Below are 23,325 nucleotides of genomic sequence, written 5' to 3' on the forward strand. Positions count from 1 at the left end.
TGACGATCCGGCCTGTCCCGCAACGCATCGGGAGGCGTCCTGCATCCCGGCAGGCGGCCATTGCCGGATCGAATTCGGATCGTGAGCCCTGGAACGAGCCCTCGGAACGGAAGTGACCGGGCGGACCCGGGCGACACGAATCGGGCCCGATGCGGAGCAACGGGCATCCGTGCCTTTGGGGCGCTACGTACCGGCCCCGGTCCCGGAATGCAACGGAAGCGCAAAATCGTGACCCGGCTCGCCATCCCGCCCTCCGTGCGGTGCGATACCGCACCGCACCCGGATCGGGGGATGAAACAAGCCGGTACGCGCCCGATCCTACGGCCAAGCAGTCAAACATCCGCCGCAGAACCGCGAAAACAGCAGGCCATTCTGGCTCCGCAGCCTTCCGCGCGGTCCTCCTCGCCCTCCGGGCCGAGGATGGGGAAACCGGCTTGCCACAGTCAGGCTTTTTACGCGCCGCAGGGCGCCGAATCCGAACGGTTCCAGCCTACATCACTGGAATTCCAGTCCTTCTTTCGCTAATCAACCCGGCAAAGTCTGGGGCCAGAACAAAGGAGCCGCACCTTGGGAATTCCCATCCGGTACGTCGCGAAGATCGGCGGCTACATCCTCAAGCAGCACCTCACCGGGCGCAAGCGCTACCCGCTCGTCATGATGATGGAGCCGCTGTTCCGCTGCAATCTCGCCTGCGCCGGCTGCGGGAAGATCGACTATCCCGACGAGATCCTGAACAAGCGCCTGCCCGTCGACGAGGCGCTCGAATCCGTGCGCGAGTGCGGGGCCCCCGTGGTCGTGATCGCGGGCGGTGAGCCGCTTCTCCACAAGGATCTGCCGCAGATCGTCCAGGGCATCATCGCGCAGAAGAAGTTCGCGATCGTCTGCACCAACGCCCTGCTCCTCGAGAAGAAGATCAAGGACTACAAGCCGTCGCCCTACTTCACGTGGTCGATCCACCTCGACGGCGACAAGGAGATGCACGACCAGTCGGTGTGCCAGCGCGGCGTCTACGACAAGGCCGTGGCGGCGATCGCGAAGGCCAAGGAAATGGGCTTCCGCGTCACCATCAACTGCACCTTCTTCAACAACTCGTCGGCCGACAAGATCGCCGACTTCTTCGACTCGGTGACCCGCATGGGCATCGACGGCATCACCGTCTCGCCCGGCTACGCCTACGAGCGGGCGCCGGACCAGCAGCACTTCCTCAACCGCAAGGCGACGAAGGAGCTGTTCCGCGGCGTGTTCCGCCACGGCAAGGAGAAGGGCCGCGAGAAGTGGACCTTCCAGCAGTCCGGGCTGTTCCTCGACTTCCTGGCCGGCAACCAGACCTACCACTGCACGCCCTGGGGCAACCCGACCCGCACGGTGTTCGGCTGGCAGAAGCCCTGCTACCTGCTGGGCGAGGGCTACGCCGCGACCTTCAAGGAGCTGATGGAAGAGACCGACTGGGACGCCTACGGCACCGGCAACTACGAGAAGTGCGCCGACTGCATGGTCCATTCGGGCTACGAGGCGTCCTCGGTGGTCGATTCCGTCAGGAAGCCCTGGAAGCCCGTGCTGCACGCGATCCGCGGCATCAAGACGGACGGCGAGATGGCGCCGGAAATCTCCCTGGAGAACCAGCGTCCGGCCGAGTTCGTGTTCTCCCGCAACGTCGCCCAGAAGCTGTCCGAGATCAAAGCCTCAGGCGTCGACACCAAGCGCGAGACCCAGAAGCGCGCGAGCGCGGCTTAAACCGCGGAACGCCTCGCCCGAATCGCGGGCGAGGCGCACCACTTCGCCGACCCTCGCCTCGCGCCGCGCGAGCGCGGCGAGAACGGCCAGGATGTCCGGATCGCCGTTGGGCTTGAGGGCGTTGGCCGCAAATGCGGGCAGCGCCCGTTCCGCCGGGTCGCACACGACGCGGATCGCCGCGAAGGGAAGGCCGTGCGCCGCGGCGTAAGCGGCCGCCACCTGACTCTCCATATCGACCGCCGCCGCCCCGGTGCGCGCCCTGAGCGCCGCCTTGGCCTCCGGCGTCATCACCGCGGTCTCGACGCCGGCAAGATCGGCCACGATCATTCGGGAGCCGAGGCCGGACAGACGGCGGCGAAGACCGGAAACGAGGGTCGCAGAGGCGGGATGCCGCTCCAAGCCGGCTTCGGCCGCGACCCAGACCGCCTCGGCCACGATCACGTCGCCGGGTGCCAACGCCGGATCGAGCCCGCCCGCGATACCGAAGCTCACCACCGCCCGCACAGTCTCGGCCGGACGCGCCGCGAGGAACGCCCGCAACCGGTCCGGCCGGCCGCCGGCCTGGACCGGTTCGACGCCGGGACCGGCGGCGATGCGGGCCTCGCGGGCGAGGCCCGCCACCGCAAGGACGGCGGCCACTTCGCGCGCGGGCATGGCGGGTTTTACTGCGTAACCCGGTAGATCGAGGCGGCGGAGCCGACCGGGGATGCCACCGTCGAGATCACGCTGAGCACCTTCGCCACCTCGGAGAACGGCGCATTCGATACGTAGAGCAGGTCGCGGTTGCGCATCCGGAACGTCTGGGTGAGGAACAGGCTCTGCGGATCGCGCATGTTGACCCGGTACACCACCGGAACCTGCGGTGAGCTCAGCAGCGGCGAGTTCGGCCGAAGCCGCCGCACCACACCCGCCGGCTCGTAGCGGAAGATGTAGACGCCCTCCGGATTGGCCCGGGCGTCGCTGAGGCCCGAGGCGCGGGCGAGCGCCTGCGCCATGGTCAGCCCCTCCGCGCCGAACGGAACCTCGGTGGTGTTGCCGACCGCGCCCACCGCCAGGAAGGTCTGCGGATCGCGCACCAGCGTCAGCGTGTCGTTGGCCCGCACGAAGATGTTCTCGCGCGGGTTGGCCACGATCGTGCTCATCGGCACCGTGACGGTGCGGCCGCCCCGCGACAGCCGCACGAAGGTCTCGGAGACCGAGGTGCGCACGCCGCCGGCGAGCGCGATCACGTCGAGCAGCCGGTCGCCGCGGCCGGTCAGCGGCACGCGCATGCCGGCCGCCGACTCACCGGTCACGGTGACGGATTGCGAGACCGGCTTGGTGACGGTGACGAGCACCTGCGGCTGGATCGCCTTGCCGGCCAGCTCGCTCTCGATCAGCGTCTGGACGTCCTGGGTCCGCCGGCCCGCGACCTTGATGCGGCCGGCATAGGGCACCGAGATCGCCCCGTCGGGGCCGACGATCTGCTCGGGGATGAAGGCGGATTTCGAGCCGGCGGAGAAGCGGTCGGCCACGAGCGGGCCGGAGAACAGGCCGCCGGAGCCGGCTTCCCACACCTGCACGGCCACCGCGTCGCCGACGCCGATCAGCGGCTCGGCCGCCGGGCGGTTGTCGCCGAAGGTGACGAGCAGGCTGTCGAGGGGGCGGGTGCGCAGCGCCTCGACGATGGCTGGATCGATGTCGACGATCTCGTAGCGGGCAAACAGGCCTTCGGCGGTGGCGATGTCGGCACCGCCGTCGATCGCCCGCGCGGTCGGCCCCGAGGTCGGAAGCACCGAGCACCCCGACACCGCGAGCGCGGTGAGGAGGAGAGTTGCAGTGACGCGCATTCAGGTTCGCCTGACGGTTTGTCTCACCGTGTGCCTAACCCGAAAGCAGCCAAGCTGTCCGTGGCGATGCCGCCACACCGTCCCCCGGACCGCACCCTACGCCCGCCAATCCCCGTTGCTCACACCTTTCCTCAGAGTCCGATCATCCGCATCGGCCGTCTTCGCCGAAGCGCGCCCGATCGATGTCCCGGGAGCACGACCCGAGCGTGCCCTTCGGGCGAGGACGGCCATTTGCCGAGCGCGGCACGATTGGGCTAGGCGGAGCGCACAGCCGATCCTCCCGGCCGATCTCAGGGCCGTTCCACAAGGCAGGGATGTCGAAGCCCTTCAGCCACACACCGCCCGGCGTGTCGGAACCGCGTACCGGCGGCGTCGCGCGGCGGCACGTCTTCTATGTGCCGGGCTACGATCCCGAGGCGCGCAGCCGCTACCGGCTGCTGTTCGTGCGCGAATTGACCCGCTACGCCAAGGTGTTCGGGCAGGCCAAGCGCGAGATCGGCCGGGCCGAGGCCGGGCCGCTCCTGAGCCGGGGGGGACCTGAGGAGCCCCTCGTGCAGGCTTGGCGGGTCGCGGCGCATCGGCAGACGATGGGCGCCGAGACCACCTACGAGGTGCTGTTGTGGGACGACCTAGTCGCCCGCGACTTCGCCCGATCGAAATTCGTCAGTTCCGTCCTGCTGCTCGCGGGCACCGCGCACGCCATCGCGGCCGGCAAGCTCGTCAGCTTCTATAAGCTCCACTGGAAGTACGGGAACGTCATCCTCTATCCCTTCGTGATGCTGCTGATGCTCGCCGCGGTGGCGGGGGCGGTCGCCATCACGGTCGACGCCGCCTTGGGCGAGGGCGGGGCGCTCGGCCTGAGCCTGCCCGCGCTCGTCACGGTGCCGGCAGGCCTCCTCGCGGGGTTGGCGCTGCTCGCCGCGATGGAGGCTGCGCTCAACCGCATCTTCTTCTGGCAATTGCTGAACGACTGGGTGTTCAACTGGCAGCACGGTCAGGGCTGGCGCGCCGACTACGAGCGGCGCCTCGACGCCTTCGCCGATCATGCCCTGGCCCGCTTGGCGGCGCTGGCTCGTGAGGAGACCCCGCCCGACGAGATCCTGATCGTCGGCCATTCGTCCGGCGCGCTCACAGCCGTCGAGATCGCGGCCCGGCTGATCGCCCGCGATCCGCTTCTCGGCAACACGGACGGCCCGAGCCTCGGGCTCGTCACCCTCGGCTCCGGCCTGCCGCTGGTGGCCTTGCAGCCGCGGGCGCGGCGGCTCCGGGCGGAGATCGCGAGCCTCGTCACCGACCGACAGCTGGTCTGGGTCGATTACGGCGCGCCGCAGGACTGGATGAACTTCCCGGGCTTCAACCCCGCCGCCGAACTCGATCTCGGCTTGCGCCCCGACGCGGTGGTGGCCAATCCGATCATCCGCTCGGCGCGCTTCCGCGAGATCATCTCGCCCGAAACCTACAAGCGGGTGCGGTTCCGACCGTTCCGGATGCACTTCCAGTTCCTGATGTCGAACGATCGGGCCGGGGAATACGACTTCTTCGACATGACGCTCGGCCCCCGCCGCCTGCTCGACCGCGTCCTCGACGCGGAGCGGGAGGACCGCGCGCGCGACCTCGCGGCGGCCCCGCATGGCTGAAGGTGGAGCGGGCCCCCTCGTGCTGGTGGTCACGGGCGTGTCGGGCTCCGGCAAGAGCACCGTCGCTTCGCGCCTCGCCGACCGCCTCGGCCTGCCCTTCGTCGACGGCGACGACTTTCACGACGCCGGGAGCATCGCCCAGATGCGCGCGGGCCACCCCCTCGACGACGAGGCCCGCGCCCCGTGGCTCGCGCGCATCCGCGCCTGGATCGACCGGCGGATCGAGACGGGGGAGGGCGGGGTGGTGGCCTGCTCGGCGCTCAAGCGCGGCTACCGCCGGACGCTGACCGACGGTCGAGGCGCGGTGCGCATCGTCTTTCTGGAAGGGAGCCGTGACCTGATCGGCCGTCGGATCGCGGCTCGGCGCGGCCATTTCATGCCGGCCGCCCTGCTCGACAGCCAATTCGCGACCCTGGAACCGCCGGGAGCGGACGAGACGCCGATCATCGTGGGCATCGCGGACGGTCCCGACGCCATCGTGGCAGCGGTCGTGGACCGGCTCGGGCGCCCCCTCGGGGACCTCGGCGGATAGGAGCCCGCATGGATACCCCGTCCGGCATCGCCCTCGTCGTCTCGGACGTCGACGGCACCTTGGTCGCCACCGACAAGAGCCTGTCCCCGGCCACCGTCGCGGCGGTGCGCCGGCTCGATGCGGCGGGTATCGGCTTCACCCTGGCGTCGAGCCGTCCGCCGGTCGGGCTCGAGGCGCTCGTCGCCGCCCTCGACCTGCGTCTGCCGCTGGGTGCCTTCAACGGCAGCACCGTCTGCGGGCCGGACCTCGCCATCCTGTCCGAGGTGCTGATCCCGGAAGCCGCGGCGCGGGAGACGGTGGCGCGCTTCGCGGCGGAGGGAATCGATGCGTGGGTCTTCGCCCGCGGCGCGTGGCACCTGCGCGATCCCTCCGCGCCCTATGCCGATCTGGAGCGCCGCACCCTGCAGGCCGAGCCGACGGTGGTGGCCGATCTCGCGCCGCTTATCGCCGACGCCGCCAAGATCGTCGGCGTCAGCCGGGATCACGCCCGCCTCGCGGAGATCGAGGCCGCGCTCGCCGCCGACCTCGGGGACCGCGCCGCCGTGCATCGCTCGCAGGCCTACTATCTCGACGTGACTCCGCCCGGCACCGACAAGGGTGGCTTCGTGCGCGATCTCGGTCGGCGCCTCGGCATCCCGGCGGAGCGGATCGCGACGCTCGGCGACGCCGGCAACGACGTGGCGATGTTCCGCGCGAGCGGGCTCTCCATCGCCATGGGCAATGCCGACGCGGCGGTGCGGGCGGCGGCGCGCCATGTGACCGCCGACAACGATTCGGACGGCTTCGCCCGGGCGATCGAGCGATTCGTTCTGGGCGCGGTGTGAAACCGCACAGGTTGCAGAAGGGGGCACGACCTCGACCTCAGCTGTGCCATTCGTGCGACAGGAGAGGGGAGAGGGGGCCGGTCGGGGCGCTTGGGCGCCGCAAATCCACGTTCCCGCCTCATTTCGACCCGACCCCTGGGCGCACAAACTGAGCCGTACAAAAAACCACGGGTCTCCCATGCGCCTCATCCTCGCCGCCCTGCTTGCCGCCGCCGTACCGGCGCCGGCCTTCGCCCAGGTGGCGCAGAATTCGGCGGCGCAGGATTCGGTGTCGAGCCGCGACAACATCGACGCGCTGATCGCCGAGCATGCCCGGGCCTACAAGGTGCCCGCCGCCTTCGTGCATCGCGTGGTCAAGCGCGAGAGCAACTACAACGCCCGCGCCAAGGGCGGCTCGGCACTCGGCCTGATGCAGATCAAGCACGCGACCGCCCGCGGCCTGGGCTACAGCGGCGACGCGGCCGGGCTCTACGATCCGAACACCAACCTGAAATACGGCATCGCCTATCTGGCGGGCGCCTATCGCGCCGCCCAGGGCGACCTGGAGCAGGCGTACCGCTACTACAATCGCGGCTATTACTACGTCGCCAAGCGCCTCGGCATCGAGGCGGACGTGCCGCAAGAGGCGGCCCCGGCCACGACGGTCGCCGCCGCCTCTTCCGCCAAATCCGCCAACGGCTTCGACGGCTTGTTCGCCCTGCGCGGCAGCGCGCCCGCCGCCGGCACGCAGGCGCTGGCCTACGCCGCCCCCGGCACCGTCCCGGCCGACGCCATCGAGGTGCCGCTGCCGCCGCGCCGGCCCGCCGCCCTTTCCGGCGCCGCCGAGCCGGCGCAAACGCCGGTTCAGGTCGCCGCGGTCCAGGCCGCCGCCGCGCCCGTCGCCTACACCGCCGCGCCCGCTCCGGTTCAGGCTGCTGCCGCGGTCCAGCTGAGCGATGCCGTCGAGGTTCCGCTGCCGCCGCGCCGCCCGTCCGAGACCGTTCTGGCTTCCGTCGCGCGCCCCGTGACCGTCGCCCGCAAGGCCCCCGCCACCCCGGTCATGGAAGCCGCGGCCATCGCCGCCACGCCCTGATCCGACCCCTCCGCCAGAGGCACAGGACAGCGCTCCGGAACGACTAGCCAGTCGGCATCGGTGCCGCTATACAGCCCGCCTCGAATCTCCGTCACGCACGTGGTGCCGTCGGCGATCCTCACAAGAGGATCCCTCGGGCGCCCTATTAGCCTGAGGTATCCCCATGGCCGTTCCGAAGCGAAAGACTTCCCCCTCCCGCCGCGGCATGCGCCGCTCCGCCGACGCCCTCAAGGCCCCGACCTATGTCGAGGACAAGGACTCGGGCGAGCTGCGCCGTCCGCACCACGTCGATCTGAAGACCGGCATGTACCGCGGCCGTCAGGTCCTGAAGGTGAAGTCGGCGGAAGCCTGATACGATTCGGCGCCCGAGGCGCCGGGTCGATCCGAGAAGAAGCGGGGCGTCAGCCCCGTTCGAAGGCCGCGGCCCGCGCGTAGAGCGCGACCGCGGCCTTCGTGCGTTCTGAACGCGCCGGGCGAAGGCCCGGATCGACGCTGACGATCAGCTGAGTCAGAAATTCCGCGAGCGGACGCCCGCCTCGGACCCGTGGCGACGGGCCGGACGGCGCAGCTGTGGCCAGCGCACGGCCGACCGCGCCCGCCCCGGCACGGTCGGTTTCCGTTTCGGCACTGCCTTGCGTCCCGGATCGATCCATCGCCGCCCCTTCGGTCCCCGCACGGGTTTTTCGTGCAAGACCGAGGCCGACGTTAACGGGATCTTAACCTCCTGTCGCGGGACCACGCCGGCAAATACGCCGACGCAGCGACCGCCGACGCACCTGCCGCCCAGCGGCACCCCACGCTCGAAAGAAGAGGGCAACCGTGCCGAGTTGGTCGGACGCTGCTCCTTGCCCGGCTCACAATCCGGAATCGTTCTAAACTGCTTGACCGCTCTCTGGAACCGCTCTAATTAAAAACTCGAAGGCGCGCCGGTTCCGAGCCGGGCGCCGCGGATACGATCGGAGAGAGCCATGTCGAGCAACACCAGCGCCGCCTGCCAGAGCTGCCGCTTCTTCGACGAGCACAAGACCAATGCCGGCCAGGGCTCGGGCGACGAGGGCCTGTGCCGCTTCAACCCGCCGGTGAGCCAGCCGAAGCCGCAGGGCCATGGCCTCTGGCCGGTGGTCGCCGCCAAGGACTGGTGCGGCCACTTCGCCGCCGACATGACCCCGGCGGAGTGACCGGGCCGACACGCCCGGACGGACCGTTTTGCAGAGGGGCCGGCGCAGACGCGCCGGCCCCTCTCGCGTTTCGCATCCGGCGACGGAGGCCGACCGGGAAATCGGCGCGATCGCTCGAGCGATGGCCCGGCGAGAATTGCTCCGGGAGTGCCGTGAAGCGGTCATGATCCGGTCACCTTCCCGTTCGATGGCTGCGGCCAGAAGGCAACGGGCCACGAAAATCGGGCCTACCGCCATCCGGCCCTGAGGCCGGAAGCCATGTCGGGACGAGCGGCGCCGCCCGCCGTGCCGGAACGGGGATGACTGCATGACCTTTGGACCGATCGTTGCCCTCGCCTCCGCTCGCACGGCGTTTCGCGCGGGCGTGCTCGCCGCCAGCACCGCTCTCCTGGCGACCGTCGTCGCCGCGCCGGCCCTGGCCGCCCCGCATCGCGACCCGTCGGGCACGTGGCTGACCCAGGACGGCAAGGCGCGCATCCGCGTCGAGAAATGCGGCCCGCAGGAGAAGAACCTGTGCGGCTACGCCGTCTGGCTGAAGGTGCCCAACAACGACGAGGGCAAGCCGCGGGTCGATTTCCGCAATCCCGACCCGAAGAAGCGCACCCGCGCCTCGCTCGGCCACCAGCTCATCCTCGGGCTGAAGCTCAACGAGGATGCCCGCTACGAGGGCAAGATCTACAACGCCGAGGACGGCAAGTTCTACGACGTGACGATCTGGTCGGAGGAGCCGGAGGAGCTGACCGTCAAGGGCTGCCTCATCGCCTTCCTGTGCCAGTCGCAGACGTGGAAGAAGGTCAACGACCTGGCGCCCGGCCAGCTCGCCGGCCCGACCAACGGCCCGAACGGCCCGCGCCCCGATGCCGAGTGGGCGCCCAAGCCCGCGGCCGCCGCCGCGAACGGCCCCACCGCCACCGGCACCGCCGGCCCGGCTCCCGCCGGCAAGCCCGCGCCGAAGCCCGCCGCCCCGAAGGCCGCCCAGCCGGCTGAGTGATCGCGACCCGCCCCGCCGGGCGACGGCGGGGCGTCACACCGTCGGCGCGGCCACGCGCTGGCGCAGGCCCGCGATGACCGCCTTGAGCATCTCGGCGCTCTCGACCGCCATCCCGCCGGGCAGGCGCGCGGCGTAGATGCGCTCGTGGACGTAGGCGAGCTTGGCGATCACCGCGGGCGTCAGCGTGAACGGGTAGAGCGGCGGCTGGCCCATGGAGCGGTTGAGCGAGTTGACCGCGTAGGTCAGCGGAATCCACGCCTCCACCACGCGCTGGAAGTCCGGCGTCTCGTAGGGGTCGAAATCGACCGTGACGGCGCTCGGCCGCTCGGCACCCGTCCGGTGCTTGGGCCGCACGCGGATCTCGAAGGCGTTGGCCGTCTCCAGCGTATCGACGATGTGGAGATAGTGGGCGAAGGTTTCGGCGAAATCCTCCCACGGATGGGCGGTGGCGTAGGCCGAAACGAACGATTCCTCCCAATGCGGCGGCGGGCCGCCGGCGTGATAGCGCTGCAAGCTGAGGCCGTAATCGACGCTCTCGTCGCCGAACAGCGCCCGGAACATGGGCAGGCTCGCATCGAACCGCACCAGCAGGTTCCAGAAGTAATGGCCGATCTCGTGGCGGAAATGCCCGAGGAGCGTCCGGTAGAACTCACCGAACAGCTTGCGCCGCCGCTCGCGCTCGACGTCGTCGGCCTCGGCGATGGAAAGCGTGATCAGCCCGTCGAGATGCCCGGTCATGACGGGCGGGCCGGGCGACTGCGTCTCGGCCGGATCGACCAGGAAGTCGAAGGCGAGGCCGTCGGAATACTGCGCCCGCGTCACCAGCGGCAGTTCGAGCCGCAGCAGCGAGTAGAACAGCCGGTGCTTGGCCGCCTCGATCTGGCGCCAGCGCTCGACGTTGGCCGGCACGGTGAGGTCCGGCACCACCCGGTTGTGGCGGCAGGTGACGCAGTAGGGATCGTCGATCTCCTCCGGCACCAGCCAGTTGCAGGCGTCGTGGGCCGCGTTGGCGCAGAAGCGATACTTGCGGCCGGGATGGGCGTAGGCGCGAAACAGGGGTCCGCGCCCGTCCTCGCCGCAGGGCTCGAGCGCCGAGACCGCGTGCCGGTCGCAGACATAGCCGAGCCGCCGCTCGCAGCTCTGGCAGACGGTGCTCTCGAAGCTGACCGGCTGGTCGCAGGCCTGGCACTGGAAGATCTTCATGGATGCGGCTCGCGCAGCGGGGCGGATCGTCCGGCCGCGCCGGCCCCCACGGGACCTAAGCGGCGGCTACTAGTACGGTTCCGGGAAGATCGCTCGAAGCGATCATCCTGATACCAGTAAGGCCTCAAACGCCCGCGTCCGCGGGCTTGGGCCTCTCGCTCCGCAAGAGGATCGTCCTGGATATCGGATCCGGGACGATCCTCTACGCCCGAGTGCCGCATCGACTCTTTCCGAAAGCCGGTTCCCGCCTTTCGGGCCGATGCTCTGGACGGCCTCGGCCAAGGCCGAGGCCCGCTGCGCGGGGCGCTCTTCGCGCCCGGCCACACGGAAGGCCCCCAAGCACGCCGCAGGCCCAAAGCACGCTTCTTGCTTTTTCCGGCGTGCCTCGCCCCGCCGCGGTCGTATAAGCGCGGGGAAGCCCCTTGAGGCCGCGCGAGGCCGTTCGAGACCCGACGAGACGTCCGGAGATTCCGTGTCGATCCAAGCCGCCCTGCACCACGTCACGCATTACCGCTACGATCGACCGATCGCGCTCGGGCCGCAGACGATCCGCCTGCGCCCGGCCCCGCACACCCGCAGCCGGGTGCCGGCCTACGCCCTGAAGGTCGTGCCGGAGAACCACTTCATCAACTGGCAGCAGGATCCGAGCGGCAACTGGCTCGCCCGCCTCGTCTTCCCGGAAAAGACCACCGAGTTCCGGGTCGAGGTCGATCTCACCGCCGACCTCGCGGTGATCAACCCGTTCGACTTCTTCGTGGAGGCCTACGCCGAGCGCCGCCCCTTCGCCTACGACGACGACCTGAAGACCGCGCTCGCCCCCTACCTCGTCCTCGACGACGCGCAGGGGCCCAAGATCGACGCCTTCCTCAAGCGGGTGCCGGAGGAGACCCACACGGTCACCTTCCTCGTGGCGCTCAACGAGCTGGTGGCCCGCGAGGTCGCCTACGGCGTCCGCATGGAGCCCGGCGTGCAGACGCCGACCGAGACGCTGACGCTCAAGAGCGGCTCCTGCCGCGATTCGGCGTGGCTGCTGGTGCAGGTGCTGCGCCGCCTGGGCTTCGCCGCGCGCTTCGTCTCGGGCTACCTGATCCAGCTCGTGCCGGACACCACCACGGTCGACGGCCCGAAGGGCACCGCGACCGACTTCACCGATCTCCACGCCTGGGCCGAGGTCTACCTGCCGGGCGCGGGCTGGATCGGGTTCGACGCCACCTCCGGACTGCTCACCGGCGAGGGCCACATTCCGCTGGCCGCCACGCCCCACTATCACGGCGCCGCGCCGATCTCCGGCCTCGCCGAGCCGGCCGAGGTCGATTTCTCCTACGCGATGAAGATCACCCGCGTGGCGGAAGCACCGCGCATCACCAAGCCGTTCTCGGAAGACGTCTGGGCGGAGATGGACGCGCTCGGCGCGCGCATCGACGCCGACCTGACGGCGCAGGACGTGCGCCTGACCATGGGCGGCGAGCCGACCTTCGTCTCGATCGACGATTTCGAATCGCCCGAGTGGAACGTCGCGGCGGTAGGCCCGACGAAGCGCGGCTTGGCCGACCAGCTGATCCGCCGCCTGCGCGACCGCTTCGCGGCGGGCGGCATGCTGCATTACGGCCAGGGCAAGTGGTATCCGGGCGAGAGCCTGCCGCGCTGGGCCTTCGCGCTCTACTGGCGCAAGGACGGACAGCCGATCTGGAAGAACGCCGACCGGATCGCCGCCGAGACCGGCCCGAAGGACGCGACCGTGGTCGACGCCAAGGCGCTGGTCGGGGCGCTGGCCGAGCGGCTCGGCCTCGCCCGCTTCGTCTTCCCGGCCTACGAGGACGCGGTCTACTGGAAGAGCCGCGAGAGCGAGCTTCCGGTTAACGTCACGACATCGGCGCCCCAGACCGGCAGCGTCGAGGCCGATGCCCGCTTCAAGCGCGTGTTCGAGCGCGGCCTCGATCAGCCCGTCGGCTACGTGCTGCCGCTCGCCAACCTCGCGGCGGGCGAGGGCAGGGCCTGGATTTCCGAGGCCTGGACATTCCGCCGCGGCGGCGCCTATCTCAGCCCCGGCGACTCGCCGATGGGTTTCCGCCTGCCGCTCGGCTCGCTGCCCTACGTGCCGCCGGATTCCTATCCCTACTACCATCCGCAGGACCCGCTCGAGGAGCGCGGCGACCTGCCGAGGGAGCCCGGCGCGCCGCTGCCCAAGGGGGCCGACCGCGCCAACGGCGCCGGCATCGAAGGGGTCGCCGTGCGCACCGCGCTGGCGGTCGAGCCGCGCGACGGCGTGCTGTGCGTGTTCATGCCGCCGCTGGAGCGGGCCGACGACTATCTCGACCTCGTCGGCCACTTGGAGAAGGCGGCGGAGGCGGTCGGCCGAACCCTCCACATCGAGGGCTACGAGCCGCCCTACGATCCGCGCCTCTCCGTCATCAAGGTCACCCCCGATCCCGGCGTGATCGAGGTGAACGTCCACCCCGCCGGCTCCTGGCGCGAGGCGGTGGACATCACCCGCGGCCTCTACGAGGAGGCGCGCCAGACCCGGCTCGGCGCCGAGAAGTTCATGATCGACGGGCGCCATACCGGCACCGGCGGGGGCAACCACGTCGTCCTCGGCGGCGCGAGCCCGGCCGATTCGCCGTTCCTGCGCCGGCCCGACCTGCTCAAGAGCCTCGTGCTGACGTGGCAGCGCCACCCCTCGCTGTCCTACCTGTTCGCCGGCCTCTATGTCGGCCCGACGAGCCAGGCGCCGCGCATGGACGAGGCGCGCCATGACGGTCTCTACGAGCTGGAGATCGCCATGGCGCAGGTGCCGGGGCCGGGGGAGGCCAACATCCCGCACTGGCTGGTGGACCGGCTGTTCCGCAACATCCTGGCGGACGTGACCGGCAACACCCACCGGGCCGAGATCTGCATCGACAAGCTGTTCTCCCCCGACGGCCCCACGGGGCGCCTCGGCCTCCTCGAATTCCGCTCCTTCGAGATGCCGCCGGACGCGCGCATGAGCCTCGCCCAGCAGGTGCTGCTGCGCGCCATCGTGGCATGGCTCTGGCGCGAGCCGCGCACCGGCGGCTGTGTCCGCTGGGGCACGGCGCTCCATGATCGCTTCATGCTCCCGCATTTCCTCTGGGCCGACTTCCTCGACCTGCTGGAAGACTTGGCCGCAGGAGGCTACCAGTTCGATCCTCAGGCCTTCGTGGCGCAGCGCGAGTTCCGCTTTCCCGTCTTCGGCCGGGTCGAGCAGGGCGGCGTGAGCCTCGAACTGCGTCAGGCGCTGGAGCCCTGGCACGTGCTGGGCGAAGAGGGGACCGCCGGGGGCACCGTGCGCTTCGTGGATGCATCCGTCGAACGGCTTCAGGTGAAGGTCGAGGGCTTCGTCCCCGGCCGCCACGTGATCGCCTGCAACGGCCGGCGGCTGCCGATGACGCCGACCGGCGCCGTGGGCGAGGCGGTGGCGGGCCTGCGGTTCAAGGCGTGGCAGCCGGCCTCCTCGCTGCACCCGACGATCCCGCCGCACGGGCCGCTGACCTTCGACATTCTGGACTCGTGGAGCGGCCGTTCGCTGGGCGGCTGCCGCTACCATGTCAGCCATCCGGGCGGGCGCAACTACGAGAGCTTCCCGGTCAACGCCTACGAGGCGGAAGGGCGGCGCCTGGCCCGGTTCGAGGCCATGGGCCACACCCCCGGCCGGGTCGCGATGCCGCCGGAGGAGCGCACCACCGAGTTCCCGCTCACCCTCGATCTGCGCACGCCCGCCCCGCGATGAGTGCTCTGGCCGCCTTGGTGGACGGGGCCGCGCGCCCCGATCCGGCCTCGGCGGCCGAGGATGCGGCGTCCCGTATCCGACGTTGGACGGAGGGCTATGCCCCGCGCCCCGGCCTCGCCGACGAGCTGGTCGGAGCCGACGGCGCGTTCCACGGCGCCTATCCGCGCTTCCTCGACCGGCTCGGCCGCCTGGACGACCGGGAGATCGCCGCCCGCTTCCTCTCCGCCGAGCGGCATATCCGCGACGCGGGGATTTCGTACCGGGTCTACGGCGACAAACAGGAGCATCCCTGGGCGCTCGGGTCGCTGCCCCTCGTCATCGGCGCCGCCGACTGGGCCGCGCTGTCGGCGGGCATCGTCCAGCGCGCGGGCCTGATGGAGCGCATCGTCGCCGACATCTACGGGCCGGGCCGGCTCGTGGCGGACGGCCTCCTGCCGGCCGGCGTCGTCGCCGGCAGCCCCGAATATCTCCGCCCGGCCCATGGCATGACCCCGCCGGGCGGGCGCTGGCTGCCGATCTACGCCGCCGATGTGGGCCGCGGCCCCGACGGGCGCTGGCAGGTGCTCGCCGACCGCACCCAGGCGCCGTCCGGCCTCGGCTACGCGCTCGAGAACCGGATGGTGCTGGCCCGTGCCTTCCCGGACCTGTTCGCCGACCTCCATGTCGAGCGCCTGCCGGGCTTCTTCCAGGCGTTCCGCTCCGGCCTCGCCGCGGCCTGCGAGCGCAGCGACCCGCGCATCTGCCTGCTGACCTCGGGGCCCTACAGCAGCACCTATGTCGAGCAGGCGGCACTCGCCCGCTATCTCGGCTTCCTGCTCGTCGAGGGCGACGACCTCGTGGTCAGCGACGGGTTGGTCCATGTCCGCACCGTCGCGGGGCTCAAGCGCGCCGACGCCCTGTGGCGCCGGATCGACGCCGACTATCTCGATCCGCTGGAACTGCGCACCGATTCGCGCCTCGGCGTGCCGGGCCTCCTCGAAGTGCTGCGCCGGGGCGGGGTGGTGATGGGCAACATGCCGGGCTCCGGCGTGGTCGAGTCGGCGGCGCTCAGCCCCTACCTGCCCGGCATCGCCCGCGCGCTCACCGGCGAGGATCTGCGCCTGACCGGCCCCCGCACATGGTGGTGCGGCGACCGGGAGGGTCTCGCCCATACCCTCGATCATCTCGACGCCTTGACGCTGCGCCCGGCCGCGACCGCCGTGCGCGGGCCCGAGCGGGACGCGCTGCTCGCCCCCATCGCCTTCGGCGCGGCCCGCGAGCGGGCGCTCGCGGCGCTCAGCGAGCGTGCCTTCGACTGGGTCGCCCAGGAGCCGGCCCCGCTCTCGACCATGCCGTCCTGGCAGGACGGGACGCTGGTCGCCCGGCCCTTCGTCATGCGGGTCTTCGCCGCCGCCACCCCGGACGGCTGGCGCGTGCTGCCCAGCGCCTTCTGCCGCGTCGCCGAGCGCGAGGACGCCGATCCCAGCGAGATGCGCGCCGGCATCCGCTCGGCCGATGTCTGGATCCTGTCCGATACCCCCGTGGATACGCCGAGCCTCGTGCTCTCGACCCCGCCGCGCATCCGCCGCATCGCCGGCCACCTGCCGGCGCGCGCCGCCGACAACCTGTTCTGGCTCGGGCGCTATCTAGAGCGGGCGGAAGCCGTGATCCGCCTCGTCCAGGCGCATCTCGGCGGCTTCGGCGAGGCCATCACCGCCGACCCCTGCGCCGCCGAGGACGCGCCGACGGCCCGCCGCATCCGCGCGCTCCTCACGGAATGGCACTGCGTCGAGGCCGCCGACCTGCCGACCGCCGTGCTGGCCCAGGAGGCGCTCAGCGGGCGCAAGTCCTACGGCTCGGCCCTCAACCATGCGCTGGAGGCCCGCCGCACCGCCGCCTCCCTGCGGGAACGCCTGCCCGCGGAAGCCTGGCGCTCGCTGGCGGATCTGCGCGACACCCTCATCTTCAGCGAGGTGTTCACCCCCACCGAGGCGCAGCTGCGCGGCCGGGCCGAACGGGCGCTCGGCCATCTCGCGGCGCTCACGGGGCTCGCCCACGAGAACATGAACCACGGTGCCGGCTGGCGCTTCGTCGATATCGGCCGGCGGATCGAGCGGGCGATCAACACCTGCGGCTTCGCCAGCGTCTTCTGCGGTCGCGACGCGAGCGCCGAGGATCTCGGGGTGATGCTGGCGCTGGTCGATGCGCAGATCGCCTACGGGGCCCGCTACCTCACCGGCGTCAGTCGCGACGCGGTCTGCGACATGGGCGTGCTCGACCCCTACAACCCGCGCTCGGTCGCCTATCAGATGACGGCGATCGTCGCCCATCTCGACGCGTTGCCCGCGCTCGCCGCCGACGGCCTGCCCGAACCGCATCGCCGCCACGCCCTGACGCTCGCCGGCACCTTCCAGACCGCGCAGGCCGCGGAGATCGACGGGCCGGCCCTCGAAACCCTGGCCGAGGAGTTGGAGCGCCTCGCCGACGGCATCGCCGGCCGCTACTTCCCCAGCAGCGCCGAGGCGCTGCGGCCCGAGAAGCTGACGGGTCTCGCGTGATCTACGGCCTGCGCCACCTCACCACCTACCGCTACGCCCGCACCGTCCGCTCCGCGCGCTGCACCTTACGCCTGCGCCCCCGCGACGGTGACGGGCAGCGGGTGCTGGACAGCACCGTCGCGATCACGCCCGCCCCGCGGAGCCGCCTGGAACGGCGCGACTTCTTCGGTCTCGACACGATCAGCCTCGTCCTCGACGAGCCGCACGAGACCTTCGCGGTCGAGGCGTTTTCGCGCGTGGCCGTCGAGCGTCCGCCGCCGCCGCCGCCGGAATCCGGCCCCGGCTGGGAGGCGGTGCGCGAGGCCGCCCTGGCGCTGCCGAGCCTCGGCCCCGACGGACCGGCCCATTTCCAGTTCCGCAGCCAGCGGGTGCCCCTCGTGCCCGCCGTCACCGACTACGCCCGCGGCAGCTTTTCGCCCGGCCGCAGCGCCTACGGGGCCGCCGTCGAGCTGATGCGGCGGATGCGCAACGACTTCAAATTCGACGCCAAGGCCACCACCGTCTCGACGCCGCTCGCCGAAGCCTTCGCGCTCAGGGCCGGCGTCTGCCAGGACTTCGCCCACGTGATGATCGCGGGGTTGCGCGGCCTCGGCCTGCCCGCTTCCTATGTCAGCGGCTACCTCCGCACGCGGCCACCGCCGGGCCGCCCGCGCCTGCGCGGGGCCGACGCCAGCCACGCCTGGGTCGCCCTGTGGTGCGGGCAGGAGCTCGGCTGGATCGGCCTCGACCCCACCAACGACTGCGTCGTGCAGGACGACCACATCGTCGTGGCCCGCGGGCGCGACTACGGCGACGTCGCCCCGATCGACGGCATCGTCTCGTCGGCCGGCGCGCAGAAGCTGACGGTGGAGGTGGATGTGATCCCGGAGGATGAAGAGGGGGTCTGAGGGGCGAAGCAAAATCCCAAAAGATCAAAACACCGCATGCTCCCCGCGCTCGGCCACGGCCTCGCCGCGCACAAGTTGCGCGTAATAATCGAACAGGGTCTGCGCGCCCGTCGAAGGGGTGGCGTCGGCGTCGTAGCGGCCCGTCGCGGGATCGAGGACCAGCATCGATTCGGTGGCGTAGTAGCGGCCGATCCGCGCGAGTTCGGCCTTGGCGGCGAGGGGCGGCACGAAGCGCCCGAGCCCGCCCAAAACAGCGATGATCGCATCCAAAAGCCCCACCGGAACGTGCCGGAAGCGCGGCGCGCGCCCGAGCAGGGCGAACAGGGCCTCGCCCTGCGCCCGCGGCGTGAGCGCGGGGCCCGGCCCACCGATCGGCAGCACCCGGTTGCGGCGGGACGAATCGTCGAGGCAGTCGGCAAGGTAGACGGCCAGATCCGCGTCGGAGATCGGCTTGCAGGCGGTCAGTTCGCCGTCGCCGAACACGAGGAACGGCTGTCCGCGCCGCACCCGCTCGACCTGCCCCGAGAGCGATTTGAAGAAGGCGGTGGGCCGGACGATGGTGTAGTCGATCCCGGACGCCATCAGCGCCGCCTCGAAAGCGAGCTTGGCGTGCTGGAAGGCGAGCAGCGGCTTCTGCACGCAGATCGCCGAGAGCAGGACGACGTGGCCGACACCCGCCGCCCGGCTCGCCTGCAACGCGTTCACGTGGGCGTCGTGGTCGATCGCCCAGGCGTCGCGGGGCACGCCGCTGCGCGAGGCGAGGCACGAGACCAGCGCGTCGAACGCCGCGCCGCGAAAGCCGTCGCGGGCGAGCGCGACCGGATCGGTCACGTCGGCGAACCGCACGTCCACCCCCGCGGGCAGCCCAGGATCGGAACCGGGCCGCACGAGGCAGACCACGTCGTGGCCGCGGGCCGCCAGCGCCCGCACGGCGGCCCGCCCGATCGTGCCGGTGCCGCCGAGCACAAGGACGCGGCGCGGCCTCGGGGCGGTGCTCAAATCGCGGGTCCGGTCGCTCGACGTCATGCGGACCACGGCACCGGTCGGCGGCCCCCAAGTCAAGCCGGAGCGCGCGCGATGGACTTGCCCCCCCGTTTGGGCGTAAGCCGCGAGCCTCATCCGCCGCGAGGTTTTGGGGAAGGCGACAGCCGTGGTTCAGTCGATGGCCGACGTGAAAGCGGCGATCTTCGCCTTCATCGCGGCCCGCAATCCGGGCCTGCCCCCTGGCTCGGTCACGGGCTCGACCTCGCTGGTGACCAGCGACGCCCTCGACTCGATCGGCATCCTCGACCTGATGATGCATCTGGGCGACCGCTTCGGCGTCGAGATCGACGAGGACAGCTTCGACCTCTCGAATTTCGAGAGCGTCGACACGCTGGCCCACTTCATCGACGACCGGCGCCCCGCCTGACCCCAACGATGGCCCCGAGCCTGCTGCATCACCTGCTCGCGCGCGCGGGCGCCGACGAGGCGGTCGCCGTCGTGGACGGCGCCGAGAACCTCACTTACGGCGCCTTCCGGGCCCGCGTCGCCGCCTTGAGCGCACGGCTGACCGCACTCGGCCTGAACCGGGGCGACCGGGTGGCGATCCTGCTGCCGAAATCGATCCGCGAATGCGTGGCCCTCTTCGCAGTCGCTGCCGCCGGCGGCGTGTTAGTGCCGATCCATCCGAGCCTTCGCCCGCGCCAGGTCCGCCACATCGTCGGTGACAGCGGCGCCCGCGCGCTCCTGACCGATCCGGGCCATGCCGACGGGCTCGACGGCGCCCTCGACGATCTTTTGGGCGTTCGCATCCTCACCGAGGAAGCGGCGGCGGTCGGCGAGCCTCCGCTCGTCCCCGGAGAGCCGGCGCCCGAAGGGTTGGCCGCGATCCTCTACACTTCGGGCTCGACCGGCCTGCCCAAGGGGGTGATGCTCTCCCACGCCAACCTGATCGCCGGCACCCGCATCGTGCGGACCTATCTCGGGATCGGCCCGCAAGACCGCATCCTCTCGGTGCTGCCGTTCTCGTTCGATTACGGGCTCAACCAACTGCTCACGAGCGTCGAGCAGGGCGCCCGCATCGTCCTCCTGACGCCGCGGCTCGGCGACGACGTAGTGCGCGCGTTGGAGACCCACCGCATCACCGGCTTGGCCGGCGTGCCGACCCTGTGGACGCTGCTGACGCGGGCCGCACCGCATCTCGCCAAGGCCGACCTCTCGGCCCTGCGCTATGTCACGAATTCCGGCGGAAGCCTCGCGGTGCCGACCATCGCGCGGCTGCGCCAGCGCCTGCCGCACACGGCGGTCGTGCTGATGTACGGCCTGACGGAAGCCTTCCGCTCGACCTACCTGCCGCCGGACGAGATCGATAAGCGCCCCGACTCGATCGGCCGCGCCATCCCGGAGACCGAGATTTTTCTGGTGACCCCGGATGGGCGGCGGGCGCGGCCGGGCGAGCCCGGCATCCTGCATCACCGCGGCCCCACCGTCTCGATGGGCTACTGGAAGCGCCCCGAGGACACCGCCCGCGTGCTGGTGCCCGATCCGTTTCCGCCCGACGGCGCGGCGCCCGCCCTCGTCTGCCGCTCCGGCGATCTCGCGGTGGAGGATGCGGACGGCTTCTTCCGCTTCATCGGCCGCGAGGACGCGATGATCAAGACGCAGGGGTTTCGGGTGAGCCCCACCGAGGTCGAGGCGGCCCTGATGGAGACCGGCGCCTTCCGCGCGGCCGCCGTGATCGGCCTGCCCGATCCCAGCCTCGGCCAGCGCATCCACGCCGTCACCGTACCCGCCGAGGAAGCGCCCGCCACGGCCGAGGTGATGCAGGCCCTGCGCAAGGCGCTCGCCCCCCACCTCGTGCCGCGCAGCATCGAGGCGGTCCCGGCGCTGCCCACCACGCCCAACGGCAAGGTCGATTACAAGCGCCTCACCGCCGAGCGCGCGGCGGCGGAGATCCGGGCCGATGGCTGAGGCCACCGCCGCGGCGCCCGATCTCGCCAGCGCGCTGATCGCCGAGAATTTTTCCCGCGATCCCGCGGGTCTCCTGCAGATCGGCGGTCTGTCGCTGACGGCGTTGGCCGAACGGCACGGCACGCCGCTCTTCGTCTACGACGCGGATCTGCTGCGCCGGGCCTACCGCGCGCTTCGGGCGGCGGTCGCGGGCTTCGCCGAGGTCGATTACTCGGTCAAGGCCAACCCCAACCCGGCGGTGATCCGCGTTTTTCACGAGGAAGGGGCCGGGGCCGAGATCGCCTCGGGCGCGGAGTTCGATGCGGCCGTGAGGGCCGGCGTCCCTCCCCAAAGAATCCTGTTCGCCGGGCCGGGCAAGTCGGCGGCCGATCTCGACCGGGTGATCGGGGGCGGCATCGGCGAAATCCACCTCGAGAACCGCGAGGAGCTGTTGCGCGTCGCCACTGCGGCCGAGCGGCACGGCACGACCGTGCGGGTGGCCCTGCGGATCAATCCGGGGGCGACGGCGCAGGGCGGCGCGATGCGGATGGGCGGCAAGCCCTCGCCGTTCGGCTTCGACGAGGAAGAGCTGTCCGAGGCGGTGGCCGCCGTGGAGGGGCAACCGCGCCTGCACCTCGTCGGGCTCCATCTCTTCGCCGGCACGCAGGGGCTGAAGGCCGAGACGCTTATCGGCCAATGGGCCTACGGACTCGCTCTCGCGGCGCAGATCGCACGACAAACCGGGCGGCCGCTGGAGACGATCGATCTGGGCGGCGGTCTCGGCATCCCGTACTTTTCCGGCGACGCGACGCTCGACCTCGACGCCTTGCGCGCCGGGCTGCCGCCGCTGGTCGAGACCGTCCGAAACGATCCGCGGCTGGCGGGCGCCCGCGTGGTGCTGGAGCCCGGCCGCTACCTCGCCGGGCCGGCGGGGATCTACCTGGCCCGCGTGCTGGCGGTGAAGCATTCGCGCGGGAGCCGCTTCGTCATCACCGACGGCGGCATGCACCACCATCTCGCGGCGAGCGGCAATCTCGGCCAGATCGTCAAGCGCGACTTCCCGGTGGTGGCGGTCCGGCAAGGGGAGGGGGCGTCGCCCTGCACCGTCTCCGGCCCGCTCTGCACGCCCCTCGACGTGCTGGCCCGCGCCGCTCCCCTGCCGGAGCTGGCCGAGGGCGATCTCGTGGCCGTACTCCAATCGGGTGCCTACGGACTCACCGCGAGCCCGACCGGCTTCCTGAGCCACCCGACGCCGGCCGAGGTATTGGTGGACGGCGACGGCGCCGTCGTGATCCGGGCGCGCGGGGCCTGAGCCGTACGAAGCCGAGCATCCCCTCGCGGGACCGGCTGGGCACCGGCCGGGGCGAAACAAGCCCGCAATACCCGTCCAGACTGTCCCGGAAGGTTACGGCGAAAAACCTTCCCCTCATCCTGTCGAGCGCAGGCGATCCTTTTCCGGCCCGGACCAACAACGCAAGATCGATCCGTTGATCCTGGGCCCCCGCGTTCATTACATTTCCCCTCAACGATAGACCCTCATCCCGCACAACGAACGGCCCTTTTCCCGCCGGACGGCGCGCTTGCGCGCCGGCTGACGGGGAAGGCGTGCCCCTCGGCGTCCGGAGATGAGCCAGCAGGACGAAAGACCCGCATGCCCACCCGGATCGTCGCCTTCTCGGGCAACACGCATCGCCCCTCGCGCACCCGCACCCTGGTCGAAGCGGTCGCCGCCGAGGTCGCGCGCTTACGCCCGGTCGAGCTGAAGCTGTTCGATCTGGTCGATGCCGGCACCGGCATCGCGGTGGCGAGCCGCTCGGCCCTGCCGCTGCCGGCGGCGCGGATCGTCGAGGCGATCGAGGGAGCGGACGCGCTGATCGTCGGCTCGCCGGTCTACAAGGGCAGCTATGCCGGCCTGTTCAAGCACCTGATCGATTTCGTCGGCCCCGATACGCTCGTGGGCAAGCCGGTGGTGCTGACGGCGACCGGCGGCGGGCCGCGCCATGCGCTGGTGGTCGAGCACGCCCTGCGCCCGCTCTTCGGTTTCTTCTCGGCTCAGACGGCGCCGACCTCGGTCTATGCCGGCGACGCCGAGATCGCCGACGGCAAGATCGCCGACGCGGTGGTGCAGGCCCGCGTCGCCCAAGCCGCCGCCGAGCTGGTGCGGCTGATCGATGCCGCCGCGCCCGGTGAGGCGCTGCTGCGCGCCGCCGCACGCTGAGGCGACG

At 71.2% G+C, this 23,325-nt stretch carries 19 protein-coding genes; 15 read left to right on the plus strand and 4 right to left on the minus strand.

Annotated elements, in window-relative coordinates; genetic code table 11:
• Window positions 1-567: 567 nt before the first annotated feature.
• Window positions 568-1,734 (plus strand): adenosyl-hopene transferase HpnH, encoded by a 1,167-nt coding sequence (gene hpnH / locus BM140_RS11095; RefSeq protein WP_091945590.1) that lies wholly within the window; start codon window positions 568-570, stop codon window positions 1,732-1,734.
• Here the strand turns inward: hpnH and BM140_RS11100 are convergent.
• Window positions 1,684-2,388, minus strand: a complete 705-nt coding sequence (locus BM140_RS11100) for a phosphorylase family protein (RefSeq protein ID WP_091945592.1) — start codon at window positions 2,386-2,388, stop codon at window positions 1,684-1,686. The genes hpnH and BM140_RS11100 overlap by 51 nt on opposite strands.
• Window positions 2,389-2,396: 8 nt before the next feature.
• Window positions 2,397-3,563: a polysaccharide biosynthesis/export family protein gene (locus BM140_RS11105; RefSeq protein ID WP_091945595.1), complete on the minus strand. Its 1,167-nt coding sequence runs from the start codon at window positions 3,561-3,563 to the stop codon at window positions 2,397-2,399.
• A 314-nt stretch (window positions 3,564-3,877) separates the two neighbouring features.
• On the opposite strand from BM140_RS11105, the gene BM140_RS11110 reads away from it, so the two are divergent.
• The 7 genes from BM140_RS11110 to BM140_RS11145 all read left to right on the plus strand — a co-directional run bounded on the left by BM140_RS11110 (window position 3,878) and on the right by BM140_RS11145 (window position 9,797).
• Window positions 3,878-5,200 carry a hypothetical protein gene (locus BM140_RS11110; RefSeq protein ID WP_091945597.1) on the plus strand — a complete coding sequence of 441 codons (1,323 nt, stop codon included), beginning with the start codon at window positions 3,878-3,880 and terminating at the stop codon, window positions 5,198-5,200.
• Window positions 5,193-5,732, plus strand: a complete 540-nt coding sequence (locus BM140_RS11115; protein ID WP_091945599.1) for a gluconokinase — start codon at window positions 5,193-5,195, stop codon at window positions 5,730-5,732. Before BM140_RS11110 ends, BM140_RS11115 begins: the two co-directional genes overlap by 8 nt.
• 8 nt (window positions 5,733-5,740) lie before the next feature.
• A complete protein-coding gene (locus BM140_RS11120; RefSeq protein WP_091945601.1) occupies window positions 5,741-6,556 on the plus strand; it encodes a Cof-type HAD-IIB family hydrolase in 816 nt (271 codons plus the stop codon).
• A 178-nt stretch (window positions 6,557-6,734) separates the two neighbouring features.
• Window positions 6,735-7,628: a transglycosylase SLT domain-containing protein gene (locus BM140_RS11125; protein WP_091945604.1), complete on the plus strand. Its 894-nt coding sequence runs from the start codon at window positions 6,735-6,737 to the stop codon at window positions 7,626-7,628.
• Between the two features lie 163 nt (window positions 7,629-7,791).
• The gene (gene rpmF, locus BM140_RS11130) at window positions 7,792-7,980 is read left to right on the plus strand and encodes a 50S ribosomal protein L32 (protein ID WP_091945606.1); all 189 of its coding nucleotides are present in this window, start codon (window positions 7,792-7,794) and stop codon (window positions 7,978-7,980) included.
• 616 nt (window positions 7,981-8,596) lie between these two features.
• On the plus strand, window positions 8,597-8,806 hold the full coding sequence (locus tag BM140_RS11140) for a hypothetical protein (RefSeq protein ID WP_091945612.1): 210 nt from the start codon (window positions 8,597-8,599) through the stop codon (window positions 8,804-8,806).
• Window positions 8,807-9,113: 307 nt separating this feature from the next.
• Window positions 9,114-9,797 (plus strand): DUF2147 domain-containing protein, encoded by a 684-nt coding sequence (locus BM140_RS11145; RefSeq protein ID WP_091945615.1) that lies wholly within the window; start codon window positions 9,114-9,116, stop codon window positions 9,795-9,797.
• Between the two features lie 33 nt (window positions 9,798-9,830).
• Here the strand turns inward: BM140_RS11145 and BM140_RS11150 are convergent, their stop codons facing one another.
• Window positions 9,831-11,000 (minus strand): zinc-binding metallopeptidase family protein, encoded by a 1,170-nt coding sequence (locus BM140_RS11150; protein WP_091945618.1) that lies wholly within the window; start codon window positions 10,998-11,000, stop codon window positions 9,831-9,833.
• A gap of 472 nt (window positions 11,001-11,472) precedes the next feature.
• Here BM140_RS11150 and BM140_RS11155 point away from each other — a divergent pair, with 472 nt between their 5' ends.
• From BM140_RS11155 to BM140_RS11165, 3 genes are read left to right on the plus strand one after another with little or no spacing between them, the layout of a single operon-like run.
• Window positions 11,473-14,745: a transglutaminase family protein gene (locus BM140_RS11155; RefSeq protein WP_091945621.1), complete on the plus strand. Its 3,273-nt coding sequence runs from the start codon at window positions 11,473-11,475 to the stop codon at window positions 14,743-14,745.
• Complete coding sequence (locus BM140_RS11160; protein WP_091945624.1) at window positions 14,742-17,282, plus strand: circularly permuted type 2 ATP-grasp protein; 2,541 nt, start codon at window positions 14,742-14,744, stop codon at window positions 17,280-17,282. The genes BM140_RS11155 and BM140_RS11160 overlap by 4 nt, the downstream gene beginning before the upstream one ends.
• A complete protein-coding gene (locus BM140_RS11165) occupies window positions 17,279-18,169 on the plus strand; it encodes a transglutaminase family protein (RefSeq protein WP_091945627.1) in 891 nt (296 codons plus the stop codon). Before BM140_RS11160 ends, BM140_RS11165 begins: the two co-directional genes overlap by 4 nt.
• Window positions 18,170-18,193: 24 nt before the next feature.
• On the opposite strand, the gene BM140_RS11170 is transcribed toward BM140_RS11165, so the two are convergent.
• Entirely contained in the window at window positions 18,194-19,135 is a 942-nt protein-coding gene (locus BM140_RS11170; RefSeq protein ID WP_091945744.1) for an NAD(P)H-binding protein, read from the minus strand.
• Window positions 19,136-19,331: 196 nt separating this feature from the next.
• Between BM140_RS11170 and BM140_RS11175 the strand changes: the two genes are divergently transcribed.
• The 4 genes from BM140_RS11175 to msuE all read left to right on the plus strand — a co-directional run bounded on the left by BM140_RS11175 (window position 19,332) and on the right by msuE (window position 23,318).
• Entirely contained in the window at window positions 19,332-19,580 is a 249-nt protein-coding gene (locus BM140_RS11175; RefSeq protein WP_091945630.1) for an acyl carrier protein, read from the plus strand.
• 8 nt (window positions 19,581-19,588) lie between these two features.
• Window positions 19,589-21,121, plus strand: a complete 1,533-nt coding sequence (locus BM140_RS11180) for an AMP-binding protein (protein WP_091945633.1) — start codon at window positions 19,589-19,591, stop codon at window positions 21,119-21,121.
• Complete coding sequence (locus BM140_RS11185) at window positions 21,114-22,412, plus strand: type III PLP-dependent enzyme (protein ID WP_091945636.1); 1,299 nt, start codon at window positions 21,114-21,116, stop codon at window positions 22,410-22,412. Before BM140_RS11180 ends, BM140_RS11185 begins: the two co-directional genes overlap by 8 nt.
• A 339-nt stretch (window positions 22,413-22,751) precedes the next feature.
• Complete coding sequence (gene msuE / locus BM140_RS11190) at window positions 22,752-23,318, plus strand: FMN reductase (protein WP_091945639.1); 567 nt, start codon at window positions 22,752-22,754, stop codon at window positions 23,316-23,318.
• Window positions 23,319-23,325: the final 7 nt, after the last annotated feature.

The organism is Methylorubrum salsuginis (assembly GCF_900114375.1).
In the GTDB taxonomy this organism is placed as follows: Bacteria; Pseudomonadota; Alphaproteobacteria; order Rhizobiales; family Beijerinckiaceae; genus Methylobacterium; species Methylobacterium salsuginis.

Bases quoted from the DNA above. Each gene is read 5' to 3' on its own strand.
- BM140_RS11160 (WP_091945624.1), top strand. From the start codon at position 14,742: ATGAGTGCTCTGGCCGCCTTGGTGGACGGGGCCGCGCGCCCCGATCCG.
- msuE (WP_091945639.1), top strand. From the start codon at position 22,752: ATGCCCACCCGGATCGTCGCCTTCTCGGGCAACACGCATCGCCCCTCG.
- BM140_RS11180 (WP_091945633.1), top strand. From the start codon at position 19,589: ATGGCCCCGAGCCTGCTGCATCACCTGCTCGCGCGCGCGGGCGCCGAC.
- BM140_RS11115 (WP_091945599.1), top strand. From the start codon at position 5,193: ATGGCTGAAGGTGGAGCGGGCCCCCTCGTGCTGGTGGTCACGGGCGTG.
- BM140_RS11140 (WP_091945612.1), top strand. From the start codon at position 8,597: ATGTCGAGCAACACCAGCGCCGCCTGCCAGAGCTGCCGCTTCTTCGAC.
- BM140_RS11105 (WP_091945595.1), bottom strand. From the start codon at position 3,563: ATGCGCGTCACTGCAACTCTCCTCCTCACCGCGCTCGCGGTGTCGGGG.
- BM140_RS11125 (WP_091945604.1), top strand. From the start codon at position 6,735: ATGCGCCTCATCCTCGCCGCCCTGCTTGCCGCCGCCGTACCGGCGCCG.
- BM140_RS11120 (WP_091945601.1), top strand. From the start codon at position 5,741: ATGGATACCCCGTCCGGCATCGCCCTCGTCGTCTCGGACGTCGACGGC.
- BM140_RS11150 (WP_091945618.1), bottom strand. From the start codon at position 11,000: ATGAAGATCTTCCAGTGCCAGGCCTGCGACCAGCCGGTCAGCTTCGAG.
- BM140_RS11145 (WP_091945615.1), top strand. From the start codon at position 9,114: ATGACCTTTGGACCGATCGTTGCCCTCGCCTCCGCTCGCACGGCGTTT.
- rpmF (WP_091945606.1), top strand. From the start codon at position 7,792: ATGGCCGTTCCGAAGCGAAAGACTTCCCCCTCCCGCCGCGGCATGCGC.
- BM140_RS11175 (WP_091945630.1), top strand. From the start codon at position 19,332: ATGGCCGACGTGAAAGCGGCGATCTTCGCCTTCATCGCGGCCCGCAAT.
- BM140_RS11110 (WP_091945597.1), top strand. From the start codon at position 3,878: ATGTCGAAGCCCTTCAGCCACACACCGCCCGGCGTGTCGGAACCGCGT.
- BM140_RS11100 (WP_091945592.1), bottom strand. From the start codon at position 2,388: ATGCCCGCGCGCGAAGTGGCCGCCGTCCTTGCGGTGGCGGGCCTCGCC.
- BM140_RS11185 (WP_091945636.1), top strand. From the start codon at position 21,114: ATGGCTGAGGCCACCGCCGCGGCGCCCGATCTCGCCAGCGCGCTGATC.